We start from the raw sequence: 19,282 nt of genomic DNA on the forward strand, positions 1-19,282 counted from the left end.
GGTCTGGGCCGGAGCCTGGGTGGCCGGGGCCGGGGCCGGGGCGGCGGGGGCAGCCGGGGCCGGAGCGGGGGCGGCGGGGGCAGCCGGAGCCGGAGCCGGAGGGGCGGGGGCGGCCGGAGCGGCGGCAGCCGGAGCCGGGGCCGGGGCCGGAGCGGCGGCGGGGGCGGCCGGGGCCGGAGCGGCACCCGCGGCGCCGATGACGGCCAGCTTGGCGCCGACCTCGGCGGTCTCGTCCTCGGCGACGACGATCTCCAGGAGGACACCCGAGGCCGGGGCCGGGATCTCGGTGTCGACCTTGTCCGTGGAGACCTCGAGCAGCGGCTCGTCCTCCGTGACCTCCTCGCCGACCGCCTTCAGCCAGCGGGTGACGGTGCCCTCGGTGACGGACTCGCCGAGCGCCGGCAGCACGACGTCGGTGCCCTCGGCGGAACCGCCGCCGGCGGCCGCCTCGGCCGTCGGGGCCGGAGCCGGGGCCTCGGCCTCGGTGGACGGCGCGGCGGCCTGCGGCTCGGCAGCCGGGGCCTCCTGCTGCGGGGCGGCCTCGGCGGCCGGAGCGGCCTCGGCGGCGGGGGCGGCGGCCTCGGCCGGGGCGCCGGAGCCGTCGTCGATGATGGCGAGCTCGGCGCCTACCTCGACCGTCTCGTCCTCGGCGACCTTGATGGAGGCCAGGATGCCCGAGGCGGGGGCCGGGATCTCGGTGTCGACCTTGTCGGTCGAGACCTCGAGCAGCGGCTCGTCGGCCTCGACACGCTCACCCTCGGCCTTGAGCCAGCGGGTGACGGTGCCCTCGGTGACGCTCTCGCCGAGCGCCGGCAGGGTTACGGAAACCGACATGGTTTCAGTTGCTCCTAACGAATTGCGGAATGTGGTCGTCGCGCCCTGTGATGACGTGAGCGTCAGTCGTGGGAGTGCAGCGGCTTGCCGGCCAGGGCCAGGTGGGCCTCGCCGAGCGCCTCGTTCTGCGTCGGGTGGGCGTGGATGAGCTGCGCGACCTCGGCCGGCAGCGCCTCCCAGTTGTAGATCAGCTGCGCTTCGCCGACCTGCTCGCCCATGCGGTCACCGACCATGTGGACGCCGACCACGGCACCGTCCTTGACCTGGACGAGCTTGATCTCGCCCGCGGTCTTGAGGATCTTGCTCTTGCCGTTGCCCGCGAGGTTGTACTTCAGGGCGACGACCTTGTCCGCGCCGTAGATCTCCTTGGCCTTGGCCTCGGTGATGCCGACGGAGGCGACCTCGGGGTGGCAGTACGTCACCCGGGGCACACCGTCGTAGTCGATCGGGACGGCCTTGAGGCCGGCCAGGCGCTCCGCGACGAGGATGCCCTCGGCGAAGCCGACGTGCGCGAGCTGGAGCGTCGGGACGAGGTCGCCCACGGCCGAGATCGTCGGCACGTTGGTGCGCATGTACTCGTCGACCAGGACGTAGCCGCGGTCCATCGCGACGCCCTGCTCCTCGTAACCGAGACCGGCGGAGACCGGGCCGCGGCCGATGGCGACGAGCAGCACCTCGGCCTCGAAGGTCTTGCCGTCGGCGAGGGTGACCTTGACGCCGTTGTCGGTGTACTCGGCGGCCTGGAAGAAGGTCCCGAGGTTGAACTTGATGCCGCGCTTGCGGAACGCGCGCTCCAGGAGCTTCGAGCTGTTCTCGTCCTCGACGGGGACGAGGTGCTTCATGCCCTCGATCACCGTGACGTCGGTGCCGAAGGACTTCCACGCGGAGGCGAACTCGACGCCGATGACACCGCCGCCGAGGATGATCGCGGACTCCGGGACCCGGTCGAGGGTCAGCGCGTGGTCCGAGGTGATGATCCGGTTGCCGTCGATCTCCAGGCCGGGGAGCGACTTCGGCACGGAGCCGGTGGCGAGGAGGACGTGGCGCCCCTCGACGCGACGCCCGTCGACGTCGACGGAGGTCGGGGAGGAGAGACGGCCGGCGCCCTCGATGTAGGTCACCTTGCGGGAGGCGACGAGACCCTGCAGACCCTTGTACAGGCCCGAGATCACGTCGTCCTTGTACTTGTGCACGCCCTTGATGTCGATGCCCTCGAAGGAGGCCTTGACACCGAACTGCTCGGCCTCGCGTGCCTGGTCGGCGACCTCGCCGGCGTGGAGCAGGGCCTTCGTCGGGATGCAGCCGTTGTGCAGGCAGGTGCCGCCGAGCTTGTTCTTCTCGATCAGTGCGACGTCCAGGCCCAGCTGCGCTCCGCGCAGGGCCGCGGCGTAACCGCCGCTACCGCCGCCGAGGATCACTAGGTCGAAAACGGTGCTGGCGTCGTTCGCCACGTCACGTCCTCCATGCATGTGCGCTCGTCGCCGGTCTTCAGCGACCGGGCGGCGGCTGGTGTTCGGCCGCTTTATTTCGGCCCTGTGGTGGGGGCCCTGTCCTGCCGAGAACCCATCTTCGCACTTGTTGACGGATGGCGGGACGCGGGGCCGGGCTCTGAGACGGCCGATCGTCCGTACGGAGGGCTGACCCGGGCGTACGGACCTACGGATTTCGTCGCGAGCGGAAGTCGGCGACGGGGGCGGGGCCCCGGGCGCGAGGCCCGGGGCGCCCCCCGCCCGGGGTGGGAGATTAACGCCGCGGGGCGGCGGTCTTGCCGCGCCCTGCGGCCCCCGGGGGGGGGCGCCCGGGGGCTCCCGCCCATCTTTTTTGGCCGGCGGGCGCGCGGGGGGGCGGGGGGCCCCCCGGGGCGCGGCCCCGGCCCCCGCCCCCGTCACGGTGTGCTCAGATCTCGCCGGCGGCCGTGCGCTCGGCCAGCTTCACCAGGGTGCGGACCGAGGAGCCGGTGCCGCCCTTCGGGGTGTAGCCGTACGGGGCGCCCTCGTGGAAGGCGGGGCCCGCGATGTCCAGGTGGGCCCAGGTGATGCCCTTGCCCACGAACTCCTGGAGGAACAGACCGGCGACCAGGCCGCCGCCCATCCGCTCCCCCATGTTGGCGATGTCGGCGGTGGGGGAGTCCATGCCCTTGCGCAGGTCCGCGGGGAGCGGCATCGGCCAGGACGCCTCGCCGACCTCCTCCGCGATCTCGTGGATCGCCGAGCGGTAGTCGTCGTCGTTGGCCATGATGCCGAAGGTGCGGTTGCCGAGCGCCAGGACCATGGCGCCGGTCAGGGTCGCCACGTCGACGATCGCGTCCGGGTGCTCCTCGGACGCCCGGGTCAGCGCGTCGGCCAGGACGAGACGGCCCTCGGCGTCGGTGTTGAGGACCTCGACGGTCTTGCCGCTGTACATGCGCAGCACGTCACCCGGGCGGGTGGCGGAGCCGGACGGCATGTTCTCGGCGAGGGCCAGCCAGCCGGTGACGTTGACCTCCAGGCCGAGGCGGGCCGCGGCGACGACGGACGAGAACACGGCGGCGGCGCCGCTCATGTCGCACTTCATCGTCTCGTTGTGGCCGGCCGGCTTCAGGGAGATGCCGCCCGAGTCGTAGGTGATGCCCTTGCCGACGAGGGCGAGGGTCCGCTCCGCCTTCGGGTGGGTGTAGGCGATCCGGACCAGGCGGGGCGGGTTCTCGGAGCCGTTGCCGACACCGAGGATGCCGCCGTAGCCGCCCTTGGCGAGCGCCTTCTCGTCGAGGACCTGGACCTTGAGGCCGTGCTCCTTGCCGGCGGCCTGGGCGGCTGCGGCGAAGGCGGCGGGGGTCAGGTCGTTCGGCGGCATGTTGATCAGGTCGCGGGCGCGGTTGATCTCCTCGGCGACGGCCTGGGCGCGCTCGGCGGCGGCCTTGTGGGCCTTGTCGCGCGGCTTGGCGCCGAGCAGGGCGACCTCGGCCAGCGGCTTCTTCGTGTCCTTGCCGTCCTCCTGGTACGCCGTGAAGGCGTAGGCGCCGAGCAGGGCGCCCTCCGCGATGGCGGCGGCGTCCTCGGCGGCGGCGATCGGCAGCGCGAACGCGGCCTTCTTCGCGCCGGTCAGGGTGCGGGCGGCGGTACCGGCGGCGCGGCGCAGGGTCTCCGCGCCGAAGGACCCGCCGTCCTCGGGGGCGGCGCCCAGGCCGACGGCGAGGACGACCGGGGCCTTGAGACCGGCGGGGGCGGGCAGCTTGGTCGCCTCACCCTCGGCACCCGAGGCGCCCAGGGTCTCCAGGACGGCGGCGAGCCGGCCTTCGAAGGCCTTGTCGACGGCCTCGGCGCCCGGGGCGACGACGAGCGTCTTCCCGGACTTCGCGACGCCGACGACGAGGGCGTCGGCGCGCAGGGTCGCCGCGCCGGCAGTGCTGAGAGTGAGAGCAGTCACGGTGGTGAAATCTCGCTTCCATTGAGTTCTGTGGCGGTCGAGGGATAGGCCGACCGTGCCCGCCGCATCGTATTTCGGCCCGGAGAGCGCCGAGAACGAGCCTACGCTCGCTCATCCTGTTCGCTCACAGCGGCGCTGATTCACTCATCCGTGGTGTCTCTTTCATGTTTACCGTTCAGGCTCGGAGCGCTCCTTCACACTCGCCATCAGTCACGCGCGGACGACGCCCTCGTCCTCGCATCATCTGCAGCATCACCACAGGTCCACCGTTTCCGTGCCCGGGCGCGTGCGGACCTGCCGAGGGGGGACACCACCTGATGGACTCCGGCCGAATCCGTACGCCCAGAACCGCGCCTCGCGCCGCCCGCACCGCCCGGGTCGCGGCTCTCGCCGCCGCCGCGCTGCTCGCCACCGTCGTCCCGTCCGCACAGGCCGTCACGGCGCCCGTGCCCCGGATCGACCTCACCGTGCTCGTCGTCGACGACGGCGGCAGCGCGGTCGGCGCGATCACCGCCGAGCTGAAGGGCTCCGGCGTCCCGTACCGCAGGATCGACCTCGCCGACCCGAACCGACCGGTCCTCGACACCGCCTTCCTCAGCGACACGGTCGACGGGCGCCCCCGCGCGAAGTACCAGGGCGTCGTCCTGCCGCACGAGAGCGCCTTCGGGCCCGACTCCGCCGAGCACACCGCACTCCAGGCGTACGAGCGGACCTTCGGGATCCCGCAGGTCGACGCCTACACCTGGTCGCACCCGGGGGTCGGACTCGACTACACCGACGACGGAGGCCGGTCCGGCGTCCTCGACGGGACCACGGCCGGCGTCACCGCGGCCGGCCGGGCGGGCCCCTTCCGGTACCTGTCCGGAGCGCTCACCTTCGAGGACAACGACCCGACGATCGCGGAGAGTTACGGCTACGCGGGCCGTCCCCGGGCCGGCTACACCAGCTACCTCGACGTCCCCGTCGACGGCGGCGGCCGGGCCAGCCTCGTCGGCGAGTACGCCGCGGACGGACGCCGCGAACTCGTCGTCACCTTCGCCTACAACCAGTACCAGCGGCAGTTCCGCGCCCTCGCCCGCGGCATCGTCGAATGGCTCACCCAGGGCGTCCACCTCGGACAGAGCCGCAACTACCTCTCCGTCCACGTCGACGACGTGTTCGCGCCCGACGCCCGCTGGGACACCGCGCGCAACTGCACCCCCGGCGACTTCGACTGTGTCGGCGACGAAGGCGAGGGCGAGAACCCGATCCGGATGACGGTCGCCGACGCCCAGTACGCCGCCGCCTGGCAGAAGTCCTCCGGCTTCACCCTCGACATGGTCTACAACGGCGGCCAGGGCGAGCAGTGGAAGACCGAGCACGGCGGCAGCGACCCGCTCACCGACCGGCTCGTCGCGGACCGCGCCCAGTACCGGTGGATCAACCACACCTACACCCACCCCTTCCTCGGCTGCGTCCAGGACAACACCGTCGTCCCCTGGCAGTGCGCCGAGGACGCCTCGGGCAACACCCTCTGGGTCGGCCGCTCCGCGCTCTCCGCCCAGATCCGCGACAACCACAACTGGGCCGTCGGCAAGGGCATCTCGGTGGACCGGGGCGAACTCGTCACCGGCGAGCACTCCGGCCTCAGGACGCTCCCGCAGCAGCCCGCCGACAACCCCCACCTGGCCGGCGCCCTCGCCGACAACGGCGTCAAGTGGATCGCGAGCGACAACTCCCGCGAACCACGGCAACGTTCCCTCGGCACCGCCACCGGCGCCGCGAAGACGGTGCCCCGCCACCCCATGAACGTGTACTACAACGTGGGCACCGCCGCCGAGATGACCGACGAGTACAACTGGGTCTACACCTCCCGCGCCGACGGCGGCAGCGGCGTCTGCGAGGCCGATCCGGCCTCCACCTGCCTGCCCGCACCACTCCCCACCACCACCGGTTACGCCGACCACATCGTCCCGCAGGAAGCCAGGACCGCCCTCTCCCACGTCCTCGGCAACGACCCGCGCCCGCACTACGTGCACCAGTCCAACCTCGCCGAGGAACGCCTCCTCTACCCCGTCCTCGACCGGGTGCTCGCCGACTACCGCGGCCTGTTCGCCCCCAGCGCCCCCGTGGTGAACCCGCGCCAGAAGGACGTCGGCACCGAACTGGAGCGCCGCGCCGCCTGGGACCAGGCCCTCGCCGCCGGAAAGGTCACCGCCTACCGCATCGGCGCCAAGGTCACCGTGAAGGCGCCCGCCGGCCTCACCGCGCCGATCACCGCCCCCGAGGGCACCCGCAAGCAACTCCTCCTCGGCAGCACCGCCTTCGGCGCGCCGTACGCCGGCACCCGCTCGGCCTGGACCACACCCGAACTGCTCCAGACCAGCGTCACACTCACGCTCCCGACCGCCTGACCAGCACGTTCTGGGGGGAACGCACATGCCGAGCAGTGGCCGTCACGTCACCATGCTCACCGAAGGCACCTATCCGCATGTCCACGGCGGCGTCAGCACCTGGTGCGACCAGCTGGTCCGGGGCATGCCCGAGGTCCGCTTCGAGATCCTCGCCCTCACCGGCAGCGGCCGCGAACCCGTCACCTGGGAACTGCCGCCCAACGTCACCCGGCACACCGCGTACCCCCTCTGGGGACTCCCGCAGGGTCCGGCCGCGTCCGCTCGTGCGCGCCGGCCCCTGCGGGGGCGCGCCCGCCGCCGCTTCCTCGACGCGTACGAACGCCTCCTGCTCGCCCTCCTCGACCCGGAGGCGGGCTGCGACTTCGGCACCGGCCTGTACGAACTGGCCGAACTCGCCCGGGAGGGGCGGCTGACCGGCGCCCTGCGCTCCGAGGCGGCCCTGCGCTCCCTGATGTGGATCTGGACCATGCCGCACCTGCCGACGCTCGCGGCCCGGCCCACCGTCCACGACGCGCTCACCGCCATCGACCTGCTCGAACACGCCCTGCGCCCGCTCGCCGCACGGATATCCACCGACGGCGTCGCCCACGCCGTCTCCAGCGGCCTCGCCACGCTGCCCGCGCTCGCCGCACAGCACTTCGAAGGAGTGCCCTTCCTGCTCACCGAACACGGCATCTACCTCCGCGAGCGCTACCTCGGCTACCGCACCGAGGCGCAACGCTGGCCCGTCAAGGCCCTCATGCTCGGCTTCTACCGCGAGCTCAACACCCTCGGCTACCGCAAGGCCGACCTCATCACCCCCTGCAACCAGTACAACCGGCGCTGGGAGGAGCGCGGCGGCGCCCCCGCCGACCGCATCCGGACCGTCTACAACGGCGTCGACCCGGCCGCCTTCCCCGAGGCCGGCCCCGAACCCGAGACGCCCACCCTCAGCTGGTGCGGACGCGTCGACCCCATCAAGGATCTCGAAACCCTGATCCGGGCGTACGCGATCTGCCGCGCCGAACTCCCCGCGCTGCGGCTGCGGCTCTTCGGCCCCGTCCCCGCCGGGAACGAGGACTACCTGACCCGCCTGGAGAAGCTCGCCGCCGAACTCGGCGTCACCGACGGCCTCACCTTCGAGGGCCGGGTCTCCGAGGTGCCGCGCGCCTACGCGGCCGGCAGCGTGGTCATGCTCTCCTCGATCAGCGAGGGCTTCCCCTTCTCCCTCATCGAGGCCATGTCCTGCGGGCGCGCCACCGTCTCCACCGACGTCGGCGGGGTACGGGAGGCCGTCGGCGACACCGGGATCGTTGTCCCGCCCCGCGAACCGGCCGTCATGGCCGCCGCCGTCAGCGAACTCCTCCGCGACGGGGCCAGGCGCGCCGAACTCGGCCGACGCGCCCGGCAGCGGGTGATCGACCGGTTCACCCTGCACCGCTCGGTCGACGGTTTCCGGCACATCTACCGCGAGCTGGCGGGCGCCCGGCCTCCGCGCCCGGCCCCGGCCGTCACCTTCGCGCCGCTGCGGCTGCGCGTCCCCACTCCGCGCCGCACCCCCGCGGCCCTCGTCACAGGAGGCACCCCGGCGTGAGCGGCTCGCTCTGGCTGAAACCGCCGGCGACGGCCACCCCCCTCCCCGCGATCCCGCGCCCCCGCCGCGCACACCAGGCGGGGCACGTCGCCACGAACCCACCGCCCGAGGACCACGGCGAGGCGGGGACGGGGACGGGGACGGGGGCGACGACCACCGCCGGGCCTTCCGCGCCCGCCGGGGGCCCGCCCGCCCCCTCCGGCGGGCCGCCGGACGGCGCGGACCCGACCGGCCCCGGCGCCGTGCCTCCCGCCGGGGACGGCCTCGCGGCCGATCCGCTCGACGAACTCGTCGCACGGATCGGAGGGCTGGCCGCCGTCGCCGTCCACCCGGACGAGATCGCCGCCCTCCTCGAATCCGACGGCATGACCGACGACCACATCCGGCTCACCTACGGCCGCGCCGACTCCTTCGCCCTCGGGGAGGACCTCTACGCGCGCGTGGAGCGGCGCCACCCCGCACCGGCGCCACCACCCGGCGGCGCCTGGCACAGCGGGCTCGCCGGCTGTCTCGTGCGCGGGCTCGTCTTCGCGCTGCCCGGCCTCGCGTACGTCCTGGCCGCGCCGCTCCTCGCCGGGGAGCCGGGCCGCTCCGGGCTCCCCGGCGGAACGGTTCCGCTCCTCGCGGGCGCCGTCACCGGCTGGGTGTGGAACCAGGCCCTGTCCCACCGCGCGTACACCTGGCTCGGTCTCGGCGACCGGGCCGCCGCCGCCCGCGCCCTGCTCACCGGCGCACCCGCGGGCGCCCTCGCCGGTACGGCCGTCGCCTTCGCGGCCGCCGCGCCCGGCGAGACCCCGGCGGCCCTCTTCGCCGCCGGGCAGTCGCTCTACCTCGCCGCCGCGACCGTGCTCCTGGTCCTCGGCCGCGAACGGGCCCTGCTCTGCGCCCTGCTGCCGCTCGCGGGGGCCGTCCCCGCCTTCCGCTGGGACCTGCCGGGCCCGCTGCGCGCCGCCCTCCTGCTCGCCGCGCTCACCGCCGGCGTCGTCCTCGCCGCACTCGTCCTGCGGCCGGGCGCGCGGCGCGGCACGGCCGGACGCGGCGGCCCCCCGCGCGCCGCGTCCCTCCCGTACGGTCTCTTCGGCCTCGGCAGCGGGCTGCTGGTCCTCCAGGCGGGCATCGGAGACACCCTGGTGAGTGGCGCGGGCGCCGTCATCGCGCTCACCCTCTCCATGGGACCCGCGGAGTGGCTGCTGCACCGCTTCCGGGGCGAGAGCCTGACCCGGCTGCGGACCCTGACCACCGCCCGGGAGTTCCGCCGGGCCGTCACCGGCACCCTCGTGCTCTGCCTCGGCGGCTACCTCGCCGCCCTCGCCGCCCTCACCCTCGCCGCGACCCTGGCCTGGCCCGGGGCTCCCTGGCCGACGCCGTCACGGCTCGTCACCCTGCTCCTGATCGGGACGGTGCTCTGGCTGGGGCTGCTGCTCCAGGCCTTCGGAGCGGTGCTCAGCGCGGCCGTCGTCTGTCTGCTCGCGGCCACCGCGCAGGCCCTGACACCCCAAGCGGGCCCGGTGGCGGCCGGGGGAGCGGCGGCGGTGCTCGCCGTCCTCACCTGTGCTCTGCTGGTACGACCGACCGCCCACCGCGTCTAGGGGATCCGGACCGTGAATCGTCTCCTCCTGGTGCCGTTCTACGAGCACCCGGCCGACCGCCCCGAGGCCTGGTCGGCGCTCGTCGACGCGGCGCCGTCCCTGTACAGCGTCGTCGTCAACCCGGCGAGCGGCGCGGGCGAGACCGCCGACCCGGCGTTCGCGGAGGCCGCCGGACGGCTGAAGGCGGCCGGGGTGCGGCTCCTCGGGTACGTGGACACCGACTACGGGCGCCGCCCGCACGCCGAGGTCGTCACCGACCTCCTCCGCCACCGCGACTGGTACGGCACCGACGGGGCCTTCCTCGACCAGGTGGCGACCGCGCCCGACGCCCTCGCCCACTACCGGCGGGTCGCGGTCGCGGCCCGTTCCGCCGGAGCCGCGACCCTGGTGTTCAACCACGGCGCGCACCCGGACCCGGGCTACGAGGAGTTCGCCGACCTCCTCGTCACCTTCGAGGGCCCGTGGGACACGTACCGGACGCTCGACCTGCCGGCCGCCGCCCACTACTGCCATCTGGTCTACGCGGCCCCGCCCGGCGTCCGCCCGGTCACCCCGGTGCACTGCGCGGTCCCCGGCACGGGCGCGCACCCCTGGGGCACCCTTCCCCACCTCCTGGAGCCCGCCCGATGAGACGACTGCTGCCCCTGCTCGCGGGCCTGCTCCTCCTCGCCACCGCGTGCACGACGGCCCCCGATCCCGACCCCAAGCCCCGGGCGGAGCGCTGGCGGCCGGAGCCGGGCCTCGCCTGGCAGTGGCAGCTCAGCGGACGCCTGGACCCCACGGTCGACGTCCCCGTCTACGACATCGACGGCTTCGACCACCCGGCGTCCACCGTCGCGGACCTCCACCGCCGCGGCCGCAAGGTCATCTGCTATCTCTCCACCGGCGCCTGGGAGGACTTCCGGCCGGACGCCGACCGCTTCCCGAAGTCCGTCCTCGGTGAGGGCAACGGCTGGGAGGGCGAACGCTGGCTCGACATCCGCCGCACCGACGTCCTCGAACCCCTCATGGCGAAGCGCCTCGACATGTGCCGCACCAAGGGCTTCGACGCGGTCGAACCCGACAACATGGACGGTTACCGCAACCGCACCGGCTTCCCCCTCACCGCCGCCGACCAGCTCCGCTACAACCGCCTCATCGCCCGTCTGGCCCACGACCGCGGCCTCGCGGTGGGCCTCAAGAACGACCTGGACCAGATCCCGCAGCTGCTCCCCGACTTCGACTTCGCGGTCAACGAACAGTGCGCGGAGTACGACGAGTGCGACCGCCTCGCCCCGTTCGTCGCGGCGGACAAGGCGGTCTTCCACGTCGAGTACGAGCTCAGGACGTCCGAGTTCTGCCCCCAGGCCCGGAAGCTGGGCCTCAGCTCCATGCAGAAGCGGTACGAGCTGGGGGCGTGGCGCCGGCCGTGCTGACGAGGTAGCAGGTGGCCCGGCCCTCGCCGCGCGCCGTCCAGGAGCCCTGGGACGACCAGGTGTACCAGTGGCTCCCGGAGCGGGGGCGGTCCGTCCCGCCCGCGCAGGCCCGGCCGGCCCGTTCCCTGGCCTCACCGACCCCGGGGTAGGAGCCGGTCAGGGGGTGCTGGGCGAGGACCCTTCCGTCGTGGGGGCCGGCGCAGGGCACCCGAGCCACCAGTCCGCTGTACCGCATGCCGGTGTCGAGGTCCATGCACTCCCCGGGACGCGCCTCGTCGGTGGGGGTGACGGCCGACGCGGCGTCCAGGACGCGGCCGTCGGGGGTGGCGACGGCCCCCGCCTCCGGAGCGCCGAAGCGGCCGAGCACCAGATCGGCGTGGAGCGCGGTCACCCCGGCGAGCGCGCCCCCCGCCTTCTTGTCGAGCAGGACCGTCAGGTCGGCCCGGACCCGGGTGATCCGGCCCTCGTGGTCCACCTCGACGGTCAGGGGGACGGGGGCGCTCGGCAGGTGGTCGTACAGAGGCGCGGGCACGAACTCGCCGCGCAGGTCGTACGGGAAGAGTTCCAGGGCCTCGGTGAGGGGGAAGTCCGCCCGGTACGAGCGGCCGCCACCCGGCACGGCCCGCTGTGCGGCCGGCCGCACACCGCTCAGGACCTCCAGGAGCGTGCCGCCGATCGCGCCCTCGGTGCCCCGGAGGTGGCTGATCGAGTCGATCCCCCACAGCGGCTCGACGTCGCCCGCGTACCGCAGCCAGTACCCGGCCGATCCGGCCCGGTAGTGGATGGCCGCGGTGTCCACGGTGTAGCGGCCGACGGCGTCACCCGTGCCGGGCCCCTGCGGGGTGCCGAGGATCGTCTCCCGGGCGGCGTGGGGGAAGTCCGGCGTGAGGTGCCAGCGGCTCGTCGCCGACCCGCGCGAGCCCGCGAAGTCCAGCCGCCCGGTGAGGGTCTGGACCGCCCTGTCCTCGCCCGACGTGAAGGTGACGGTCTGCCGGAGTTCGGCGCCGCCCGCCTTCTGCGTGTGCCGGAGGGCGAGGTGGACCTGCCGGGCGAGCGGCTCGGAGAAGACGGGGTGGGGGGCCGGCCGTGCGGTGCCGGGACCGCTGTCGCAGGCGCTGAGCAGCAGGACGGCCCCGGCGAGTGCGGCGGCGGTACGGGTGAGGGGTCTGATCACGCCTGCATGACCGGGCGGCGGCCCCGATGGTTGCCCCGCGGCCGGTCACGGATGGGTCACCCCAGGGCCAGCGTCACCAGCGCCGCCGTCGCCGCCGTCTCCTCCACCGCCCCGAAGACGTCCCCGGTCACCCCGCCGAACCGCCGTACGCACCGGCGCAGGATCAGTGCCGCCGCCGCCAGGGCCGCGCCCGCCGCCAGGACGTCGTGGACGGCGTCGTACGGGGAGAACAGGAGGCCCGTCGCCGCGCACGCGATCAGGACGAGCGCGGTCGTGAGGGTCGCGGCGCGGACCGGGACCGTGGCGGCGACGATCGCGCCGAGGCCCTCCGGGCGGGCCGCCGGGACGCCGTGGCGGGAGGCGTGGGTGAGGGCCAGGCGGGCGACGGTGGCGGCGAGCACGGCGCCGGCCGCGCCGTGCGCCCAGCTCTCCCCGTACAGCTCGAAGAGCGCGGCGACCTGGGCGAGCAGGACGAGGAGCAGGGCGATGACGCCGAACGGGCCGACGTCCGACTGCTTCATGATGCGCAGGGCGTCCCCCGCGGGCTTGGCGCTGCCGAGGCCGTCGGCGGTGTCCGCGAGGCCGTCGAGGTGGAGGCCCCGGGTGAGGACGGCGGGGACGGCGGTGGTGACGACGGCGGCGAGCAGCGGGCCGGAGCCGAGCAGCAGGAACGTCCCGCCGAGGGCGCCGGCGCAGAGGCCGACGGCCAGTCCGGCCACCGGGGCGCACAGCATGCCGGCGCGCGCCGCGTCCCGGTCCCAGCGGGTGATGCGGGCGGGGAACACGGTGAGGGTGCCGAAGGCGAAACGCAGGCCGTCCATCCGGGCAGGGTAATCGCCGCCTCGGAACGGTAGATTGCCCATACGCCGCATACCGCGCATATCGGAACGGGGTGGCATGGGTCACTGGTTCTCCCGCAACATCCTCGAGCCGGGGAAGCTCCCGATGCTGCTCGCGCTGACCTCGTTCATCGTGACGTTCCTGGCCACACGGGCCGTCACCCGGCTCATCCGGGCGGGCAGGGGACCCTTCGGGAACGTCTCCTCCGGGGGGCTCCATATCCATCACGTCGTGCCGGGAGTCGTCCTCACCGTCATCGGCGGGTTCGGCGCGGTGGGCAGCGACCGGCACGGCGTCGGCGCGGCCGTCTTCGCCGTGGTCTTCGGGATGGGCGCGGGTCTCGTCCTCGACGAGTTCGCGCTGATCCTCCACCTCGACGACGTGTACTGGACGGACGAGGGCCGCAAGAGCGTCGAGGTGGTCGCCCTCACCGCGGCCCTGGCCGGCCTCGCCCTGAGCGGCTTCTCCCCGCTCGGTGTCGACGACATGACGGCCGACGAGCGCCAGGACCGGGTCACCTTCCTGCTCACCCTGGCGCTGAACTTCCTGCTCATCCTGATCAGCCTGGTGAAGGGCAAGTTCCGGATGGCGGTCCTCGGGGTCTTCGTCCCGTTCGTGGCCATCGTCGGCGCCGCCCGCCTCGCCCGCCCCGGCTCGTGGTGGTCCCGGCGGTTCTACGGGCGCCGCCACCGCGCGCGGGCCCGCTCGCGGCTCCGTACGTACCGTCACGACAGGCGCTGGACCAAGGTCCGGCGCCGTGCTCAGGACTTGATCGGCGGCTTCCAGGAGCGGGCCCCGGGCCGGGACTCCACCCCCTCCTGACCGCGCTCCCGCCACGCCTGCACCCCGATCAGGACGAGGACGCCGGCGATGGCCGCCAGATGCTCCTTGCCCGCCAGGTTCGGCTTGACGATCACCTCCACGACCATCGCCACGACCACCGCCCCGCCGGTCCACACGGCCCCGTACCGCCAGCAGACGTAGACGGCGAGACCGACCACGGCCGCCGACGGCCCGGTGTCGACGACCCGCGCGTCGGACGCGGGCAGCCCGAGCGGGCCCTCCGGGCCGAGCGCGATGCCCACGCGCGCGTACAGCGTCCCCGCGAGGGTCGCCAGATAGGCGATGCCGAGCGTCCGCCACCGCCCGAGACAGATCTCCGCGATCCCGAACACCAGCAGGACCTGCGCGAGCGCCCCCCACACGGGCAGGTCGAGCGCCGGCACGAAGAGCGAGAGCGGTGTCCTGAGCAGCGCGAGCCACAGCGGGTCCTCGGCCCGCACCGAGCCGATGTCCTGCACCGGCCGGTAGCCCCAGTCCTGGTTCTGGACCAGCTGGAAGAGGGCGGTGAGGCAGACCGCGGCCAGCGTCATCGGGACCGCCCGCCACCGCCGGGCGGTCAGCGCCGTCCGTACGGTGGTGAACAGCGGGCCCCACTCCCGGCGGGCGAAGGCGCCCCGGGTCCCGCTCAACGCCCGCTCTCCAGATGCCTGCGGTGCAGCCACTTCGGCAGCCCCGGGGCCTCCAGGAAGCCTTCGGCCCGCCCGGCGGCCAGGCCGATGCGCAGCAGGTCGGCACTCTTCTCGAAGAGCATGAATCGGGGCTCCCAGATCGGTCGGTACTTGGCGTTGGCGCGGTACAGCGACTCGATCTGCCACCAGCGGGAGAAGAAGCTGAGCAGCGAACGCCACATGCGCAGCACGGGCCCCGCCCCGAGCTTCGAGCCACGCTCGAAGACGGAGCGGAACATCGCGAAGTTCAGCGAGACCTGCGTGATCCCGATCTCCTCGGCCCGCTGGAGGAGTTCGATGACCATGAACTCCATCAGCCCGTTCTCGGACTCCCGGTCACGGCGCATCAGGTCCAGCGAGAGCCCCTTCGGACCCCAGGGGACGAAGGACAGCACCGCCCGGAGCTCGCCCTGTCCGTCGGTGCACTCCAGCATCACGCAGCGCCCGTCCCGGGGGTCGCCGAGCCGGCCGAGCGCCATGGAGAAGCCGCGCTCGGTCGCCCCGTCCCGCCAGTCGTCGGCCTTGCGGAGCAGCGCGGCCATCTCCTCGGCCGGGATGTCCTGGTGGCGCCGGATGCGCACCTCGTACCCGGCCCGCTTGACCCGGTTGAACGCCTGCCGGACCGTCCGCATGGCCCGCCCGTCCAGCGTGAACTCGCCGGTCTCCACGATCGCCTCGTCGCCCAGCTCCAGGGCGTCGAGCCCGTGCCGGGCGTAGACGGTGCCGGCCTCCTCGCTCGCGCCCATCACCGCCGGGATCCAGCCGTGCTCGCGCGCCTCGGCCAGCCACGGTTCGATGGCGCCCGGCCAGGCCTCCGGGTCGCCGATCGGGTCGCCCGAGGCGAGCGACACCCCGCCGACCACCCGGTAGGCGACGGCGGCCTTCTGGCTCGGCGACCACACGACGCTCTTCTCACGGCGCAGCGCGAAATAGCCGAGCGAGTCGCGGTCCCCGTGCTTGTCGAGCAGGGCCCGCAGCCGCTCCTCGTCCCCCTCGGTCAGCGGATCGACGGCCCGACGCGAGCGGAAGGCGGCGAACAGCACCGCGAACAGGAGCAGGGTGGACAGGACGTTGATGGTGACGTCGACCCAGCCGGGAGTGGAGATCCCCGGCATCCGCGAGTCGTCGGCGGCCAGGGTGACCAGCCGCATCACGCCGTACCGCCAGCGCTCCAGGAAGGTGGAGGGGGCGGTGGAGGTGTTGGTGGCGGTCACCAGGACGGCCGCGAGCAGCGAGGTGACGAGCAGCCCGCCGACGGCCACGGCCGCCGCGAGCGCCGGGTTGGAGCGGTCGCCCTTCGCGTAGAACTCCTTGCGGCCGAGCAGCAGTGCCAGGACGAAGGCGGCGGTCAGGACCAGCGAGATCCAGTTCTGGGCGTGCTGCCGGATCTCCGGGAAGAACATCACCAGTGCGAACAGCAGCAGGAACAGGCCGCCGAGCACCATGTTGAGGATCCAGGCGGCCCGCTTGCGGCGCCGCATGGTGATCGCCAGGAAGAGGGTGAAGACCCCCGAGGCGAAACCGGCCGTGAGCATGTACGGGGTGAAGTAGTTGTCCTCGTTGTGGCGGCGCAGGTCCTGTCCGAGCGAGACCCAGACGGCACTCAGGAGATTGATGAAGGTGACGACGCGCAGGTACCAGACAGCGAACGCGGCGCTGCGGCGCGAACGGGCGGTGGTGCCGCGGGGTGGTGCTTCGGCAGACAAGCGGACTTCTCCCATGAAAAGCGATCATATGGGGCACCACTTGTCGTGCGGAGACGCCGGAGGCGGCCACACGCACGTGGCGTGTGGCCGCCCCGGAGTCGACGTGCCCGTCCCGCTCCCCCTCAGACCGCCGCAGCGCCCTCGTCGTCCGGAGTGGTCGGATCCGGACGCTCGGGCAGCTCCGCCGCGAACGCGGCGGCGGCCCTGACGAGGGGAAGTGCGAGCAATGCCCCGGTTCCCTCACCCACATGGACGCCGTGATCGAGGAGAGGGTTGAGCGCCATCCGGTCCAGAGCCTTCGCCTGCGCCGGCTCCCCGCTCACCTGACCCGCCAGCCACCAGTCCGGCGCCCGGAACGCCGCCCGCTGCGCCACCAGCGCGCAGGCCGCCCCCACCACGCCGTCCAGGACCACCGGCATCCGCCGCACCGAGGCCTGGAGCAGGAAACCGGTCATCGCCGCCAGATCCGCCCCGCCGACCGCCGCCAGCAGCTCCAGCTGATCACCCAGGACGGGCCGGGCCCGCCGCAGCGCGTCCCGGATCGCCGCACACTTCCGCATCCACGCCAGATCGTCGATCCCGGCGCCACCCCGGCCCGTCACCACGGACGCGTCCGTCCCGCAGAGCGCCGCGATCAGCGTCGCCGCCGCCGTCGTCCCGCCGACGCTCAGATCGCCGAGCACCACCAGATCGGTGCCCGAGTCGGCCTCCTCGTCGGCGACCGCGATACCGAGGCGGACCGCCGCCTCCGTCTCCTCGACCGTCAGCGCGTTCTCCACGTCGATCCGGCCGCTGCCGCGCCGCACCCGATGGCGCACCACCTCGGCCGGCAGCAACTCCGGATCGCAGTCGACACCGGCGTCCACGACCCGTACCGGCACGTCCGTCGACCGGGCGAGCACGGCGATCGGGCTCACCCCGTCCAGGACGGCCCGCACCAGTTCGTGCGCGGTGCCCGCCGGGCGGCCCGACACGCCGAGCGAGGCGACCCCGTGGTCGCCCGCGAACAGCACCACCCGCGGCTGCTCGATCGCCCGCACCTTGACCGAGGCCTGCGCGGCCGACAGCCACTCACCGAGCTCGTCGAGCCGGCCGAGCGCCCCCGGCGGCACGGTCAGCCGTTCACGGCGCTCCTCGGCGTCACGCCGGATCCCGCCGTCGGGGCGCTCGATCAGATCGGAGAAGTCGTCCAGATTCACGGGTACCGCCTTGAGACACATCAGCGAGGGCCATCGGTGCTCGCACCCTACCCGCGCAGCACCAGGGCCTGACCGGCGACCACGAGGACGACCTCCTCGCACTCGTCGGCGAACGCCGCGTTCAGCCGCCCCAGCTCGTCCCGGAAACGCCGCCCCGCCGACGTGCCCGGCACCACCCCCGAACCGACCTCGTTCGTCACCGCGACGACCGGACGGCGGGTGGCCCGCACCGCCGCCACCAGCTCCGCCGTACGCTCGCGCAGCGCCCTTTGCCCACCGACCGCCCACCGCTCGTCATCCCAGGCGTCCACCCGGTCCATGGCGTCCGTCAGCCACAGCGACAGACAGTCGACGAGCAGCGCGGGGCCGTCCTCCTCCAGGAGCGGCACGAGGTCGCAGGTCTCGGCGGTACGCCAGGAACCCGGCCGCCGCTCCCGGTGCAGGCCCACCCGCTCCGCCCACTCGGGGTCGCCCTCGCGGCGGCCGCCCGTCGCCACGTACAGCACCTCGGGAAAGGACTCCAGACGCCGCTCGGCCTCCACGGACTTCCCCGACCGGGCCCCGCCCGTCACCAGGGTCCGCCGGGGCACGTCCGGCACCTCGTGGTACTCGCCCACGTACAGCGTCGTCCCGTCCGGCACCGCCCGCGCGCCCGCCGCCGCGAGCCGCCGGTCCAGCTCGGCCCCCGTCGGCACGTCATGGTCCAGATGCACCGCGATCACCTCGGTCACAGGACCGACCGCCCCGGTCGCCCGCAGCCGGGCCAGCCCGTCCGGGCGGCCCGTCACATCGGCGACCACCATGTCGTACGGCACCCGGTGGTTCTCCGGGAGCCCGGCGACGGACCCGCCGGGCGGCAGGTAGAGCAGCCGCTCGCCGTCCGCCGACGTCACCTCGTAGCCGGTGCCGGGGGAGTCCATCGGGACGGCCCGCACCCGGTGCCCGCTGATCAGCGTCAACTCCCGTCCGTCCGGCACCCTCCCGGCGGTGGGGAGCGCGGCGGGCATCTCGACGGCCGGCCCGTCGTGCGGATGCGTCAGCAGGACCTGCCGTACGCCCACGAGCGAATGTCCCGACCGGGCGGCCGCGAGCGCGGCCCCCGGGGTCAGGTCGAGCAGCAGGGCCCCGTCGACGAGCAGCGACGTCGCCGCGCGGACCCGGGGCCCACGGGAGAGCGCGCACACGGCGCAGGGGCAGTCGGGGCGGGGCAGCCCGAGGGGGGCGCCGGTGCCGAGCAGAGTCAGTTCCACCCTCAGATCCTCCCGCGCCACCGCGAGCCGTGCGCGCCCGGCTACTCTGCGGGCAGGAAACCGATCATCCGGTGAGCGCCAGGAGGCGGACATGGCATGGACGTGGCGGTTCGAGAAGTCCGACGGCACGCAGGTCGAGCCGGTGGTGACTCCGGAGGAGTTCACCACCCAGGGCGACGCGGAGAGCTGGATCGGCGAACACTGGCGTGACCTCCTCGGCGGCGGCGCGGACCAGGTGACCCTCTCGGAGGACGGGACGAAGATCTACGGCCCGATGCCCCTCGACGCGGAGAGCTAGGGGCGCCCGGCCACCAGGGGGTGGGGGGGGGGACGCCCCCCCCCCCGGGGGTGCGCCCGCTCCCGGGGGTGGGCCCCCGCCCGGGGGTGGGCCCG

16 protein-coding genes are annotated in these 19,282 nt (G+C 73.9%); 7 read left to right on the forward strand and 9 right to left on the reverse strand.

Annotated features, from left to right (window positions below; all coding sequences use genetic code 11):
• From ACFWV2_RS32020 to ACFWV2_RS32030, 3 genes are all read right to left on the reverse strand, one after another.
• Nucleotides 1-834 (reverse strand): biotin/lipoyl-containing protein (locus ACFWV2_RS32020; protein WP_384410607.1); only part of this gene is annotated, 834 nt, incomplete at its 3' end.
• 62 nt (nt 835-896) lie between these two features.
• Nucleotides 897-2,285: a dihydrolipoyl dehydrogenase gene (gene lpdA / locus ACFWV2_RS32025; RefSeq protein ID WP_360783384.1), complete on the reverse strand. Its 1,389-nt coding sequence runs from the start codon at nt 2,283-2,285 to the stop codon at nt 897-899.
• A gap of 445 nt (nt 2,286-2,730) precedes the next feature.
• Nucleotides 2,731-4,239, reverse strand: coding sequence for a leucyl aminopeptidase (locus ACFWV2_RS32030; protein ID WP_384410611.1), 1,509 nt, complete (start codon nt 4,237-4,239; stop codon nt 2,731-2,733).
• Nucleotides 4,240-4,556: 317 nt separating this feature from the next.
• Here ACFWV2_RS32030 and ACFWV2_RS32035 point away from each other — a divergent pair, with 317 nt between their 5' ends.
• Genes ACFWV2_RS32035 through ACFWV2_RS32055 form a run of 5 tightly spaced genes read left to right on the forward strand, consistent with a single transcriptional unit; the run spans nt 4,557 to nt 11,209 of the window.
• Nucleotides 4,557-6,632, forward strand: coding sequence for a hypothetical protein (locus ACFWV2_RS32035; protein ID WP_384410614.1), 2,076 nt, complete (start codon nt 4,557-4,559; stop codon nt 6,630-6,632).
• 25 nt (nt 6,633-6,657) lie between these two features.
• Complete coding sequence (pelF, locus tag ACFWV2_RS32040) at nt 6,658-8,205, forward strand: GT4 family glycosyltransferase PelF (RefSeq protein WP_384410617.1); 1,548 nt, start codon at nt 6,658-6,660, stop codon at nt 8,203-8,205.
• A complete protein-coding gene (locus ACFWV2_RS32045) occupies nt 8,202-9,794 on the forward strand; it encodes a hypothetical protein (RefSeq protein ID WP_384410620.1) in 1,593 nt (530 codons plus the stop codon). The genes pelF and ACFWV2_RS32045 overlap by 4 nt, the downstream gene beginning before the upstream one ends.
• 12 nt (nt 9,795-9,806) lie before the next feature.
• Nucleotides 9,807-10,424 carry a spherulation-specific family 4 protein gene (locus tag ACFWV2_RS32050; protein WP_384410623.1) on the forward strand — a complete coding sequence of 206 codons (618 nt, stop codon included), beginning with the start codon at nt 9,807-9,809 and terminating at the stop codon, nt 10,422-10,424.
• Nucleotides 10,421-11,209 carry an endo alpha-1,4 polygalactosaminidase gene (locus ACFWV2_RS32055; RefSeq protein WP_384410626.1) on the forward strand — a complete coding sequence of 263 codons (789 nt, stop codon included), beginning with the start codon at nt 10,421-10,423 and terminating at the stop codon, nt 11,207-11,209. The genes ACFWV2_RS32050 and ACFWV2_RS32055 overlap by 4 nt, the downstream gene beginning before the upstream one ends.
• On the opposite strand, the gene ACFWV2_RS32060 is transcribed toward ACFWV2_RS32055, so the two are convergent.
• Nucleotides 11,157-12,383 carry a hypothetical protein gene (locus tag ACFWV2_RS32060; RefSeq protein WP_384410629.1) on the reverse strand — a complete coding sequence of 409 codons (1,227 nt, stop codon included), beginning with the start codon at nt 12,381-12,383 and terminating at the stop codon, nt 11,157-11,159. The two genes, ACFWV2_RS32055 and ACFWV2_RS32060, sit on opposite strands and share 53 nt — an antisense overlap.
• 56 nt (nt 12,384-12,439) lie before the next feature.
• Entirely contained in the window at nt 12,440-13,204 is a 765-nt protein-coding gene (locus ACFWV2_RS32065) for an adenosylcobinamide-GDP ribazoletransferase (RefSeq protein ID WP_384410631.1), read from the reverse strand.
• Between the two features lie 76 nt (nt 13,205-13,280).
• Between ACFWV2_RS32065 and ACFWV2_RS32070 the strand changes: the two genes are divergently transcribed.
• Nucleotides 13,281-14,045 carry a hypothetical protein gene (locus ACFWV2_RS32070; RefSeq protein ID WP_384410634.1) on the forward strand — a complete coding sequence of 255 codons (765 nt, stop codon included), beginning with the start codon at nt 13,281-13,283 and terminating at the stop codon, nt 14,043-14,045.
• Here the strand turns inward: ACFWV2_RS32070 and ACFWV2_RS32075 are convergent.
• The 4 genes from ACFWV2_RS32075 to ACFWV2_RS32090 all read right to left on the reverse strand — a co-directional run bounded on the left by ACFWV2_RS32075 (nt 13,985) and on the right by ACFWV2_RS32090 (nt 18,889).
• Nucleotides 13,985-14,695: a hypothetical protein gene (locus tag ACFWV2_RS32075; protein WP_384410637.1), complete on the reverse strand. Its 711-nt coding sequence runs from the start codon at nt 14,693-14,695 to the stop codon at nt 13,985-13,987. The genes ACFWV2_RS32070 and ACFWV2_RS32075 overlap by 61 nt on opposite strands.
• A complete protein-coding gene (locus tag ACFWV2_RS32080) occupies nt 14,692-16,455 on the reverse strand; it encodes a phosphatidylglycerol lysyltransferase domain-containing protein (RefSeq protein ID WP_384410640.1) in 1,764 nt (587 codons plus the stop codon). The genes ACFWV2_RS32075 and ACFWV2_RS32080 overlap by 4 nt, the downstream gene beginning before the upstream one ends.
• Before the next feature lie 107 nt (nt 16,456-16,562).
• The gene (gene cobT, locus ACFWV2_RS32085) at nt 16,563-17,639 is read right to left on the reverse strand and encodes a nicotinate-nucleotide--dimethylbenzimidazole phosphoribosyltransferase (protein WP_384410643.1); all 1,077 of its coding nucleotides are present in this window, start codon (nt 17,637-17,639) and stop codon (nt 16,563-16,565) included.
• Between the two features lie 47 nt (nt 17,640-17,686).
• Nucleotides 17,687-18,889 (reverse strand): bifunctional adenosylcobinamide kinase/adenosylcobinamide-phosphate guanylyltransferase, encoded by a 1,203-nt coding sequence (locus ACFWV2_RS32090; RefSeq protein ID WP_384410646.1) that lies wholly within the window; start codon nt 18,887-18,889, stop codon nt 17,687-17,689.
• Nucleotides 18,890-18,980: 91 nt separating this feature from the next.
• Here ACFWV2_RS32090 and ACFWV2_RS32095 point away from each other — a divergent pair, with 91 nt between their 5' ends.
• Nucleotides 18,981-19,187, forward strand: coding sequence for a hypothetical protein (locus ACFWV2_RS32095; protein ID WP_360783348.1), 207 nt, complete (start codon nt 18,981-18,983; stop codon nt 19,185-19,187).
• Nucleotides 19,188-19,282 lie beyond the last annotated feature (95 nt).

The sequence above is a fragment of the Streptomyces sp. NPDC058671 genome, from assembly GCF_042716475.1.
In the GTDB taxonomy this organism is placed as follows: domain Bacteria; phylum Actinomycetota; class Actinomycetes; order Streptomycetales; family Streptomycetaceae; genus Streptomyces.

Coding starts and splice junctions, on each gene's coding strand:
- ACFWV2_RS32035 (WP_384410614.1), top strand. CDS start 4,557: ATGGACTCCGGCCGAATCCGTACGCCCAGAACCGCGCCTCGCGCCGCC.
- pelF (WP_384410617.1), top strand. CDS start 6,658: ATGCCGAGCAGTGGCCGTCACGTCACCATGCTCACCGAAGGCACCTAT.
- ACFWV2_RS32055 (WP_384410626.1), top strand. CDS start 10,421: ATGAGACGACTGCTGCCCCTGCTCGCGGGCCTGCTCCTCCTCGCCACC.
- ACFWV2_RS32065 (WP_384410631.1), bottom strand. CDS start 13,204: ATGGACGGCCTGCGTTTCGCCTTCGGCACCCTCACCGTGTTCCCCGCC.
- ACFWV2_RS32070 (WP_384410634.1), top strand. CDS start 13,281: ATGGGTCACTGGTTCTCCCGCAACATCCTCGAGCCGGGGAAGCTCCCG.
- ACFWV2_RS32080 (WP_384410640.1), bottom strand. CDS start 16,455: ATGGGAGAAGTCCGCTTGTCTGCCGAAGCACCACCCCGCGGCACCACC.
- ACFWV2_RS32095 (WP_360783348.1), top strand. CDS start 18,981: ATGGCATGGACGTGGCGGTTCGAGAAGTCCGACGGCACGCAGGTCGAG.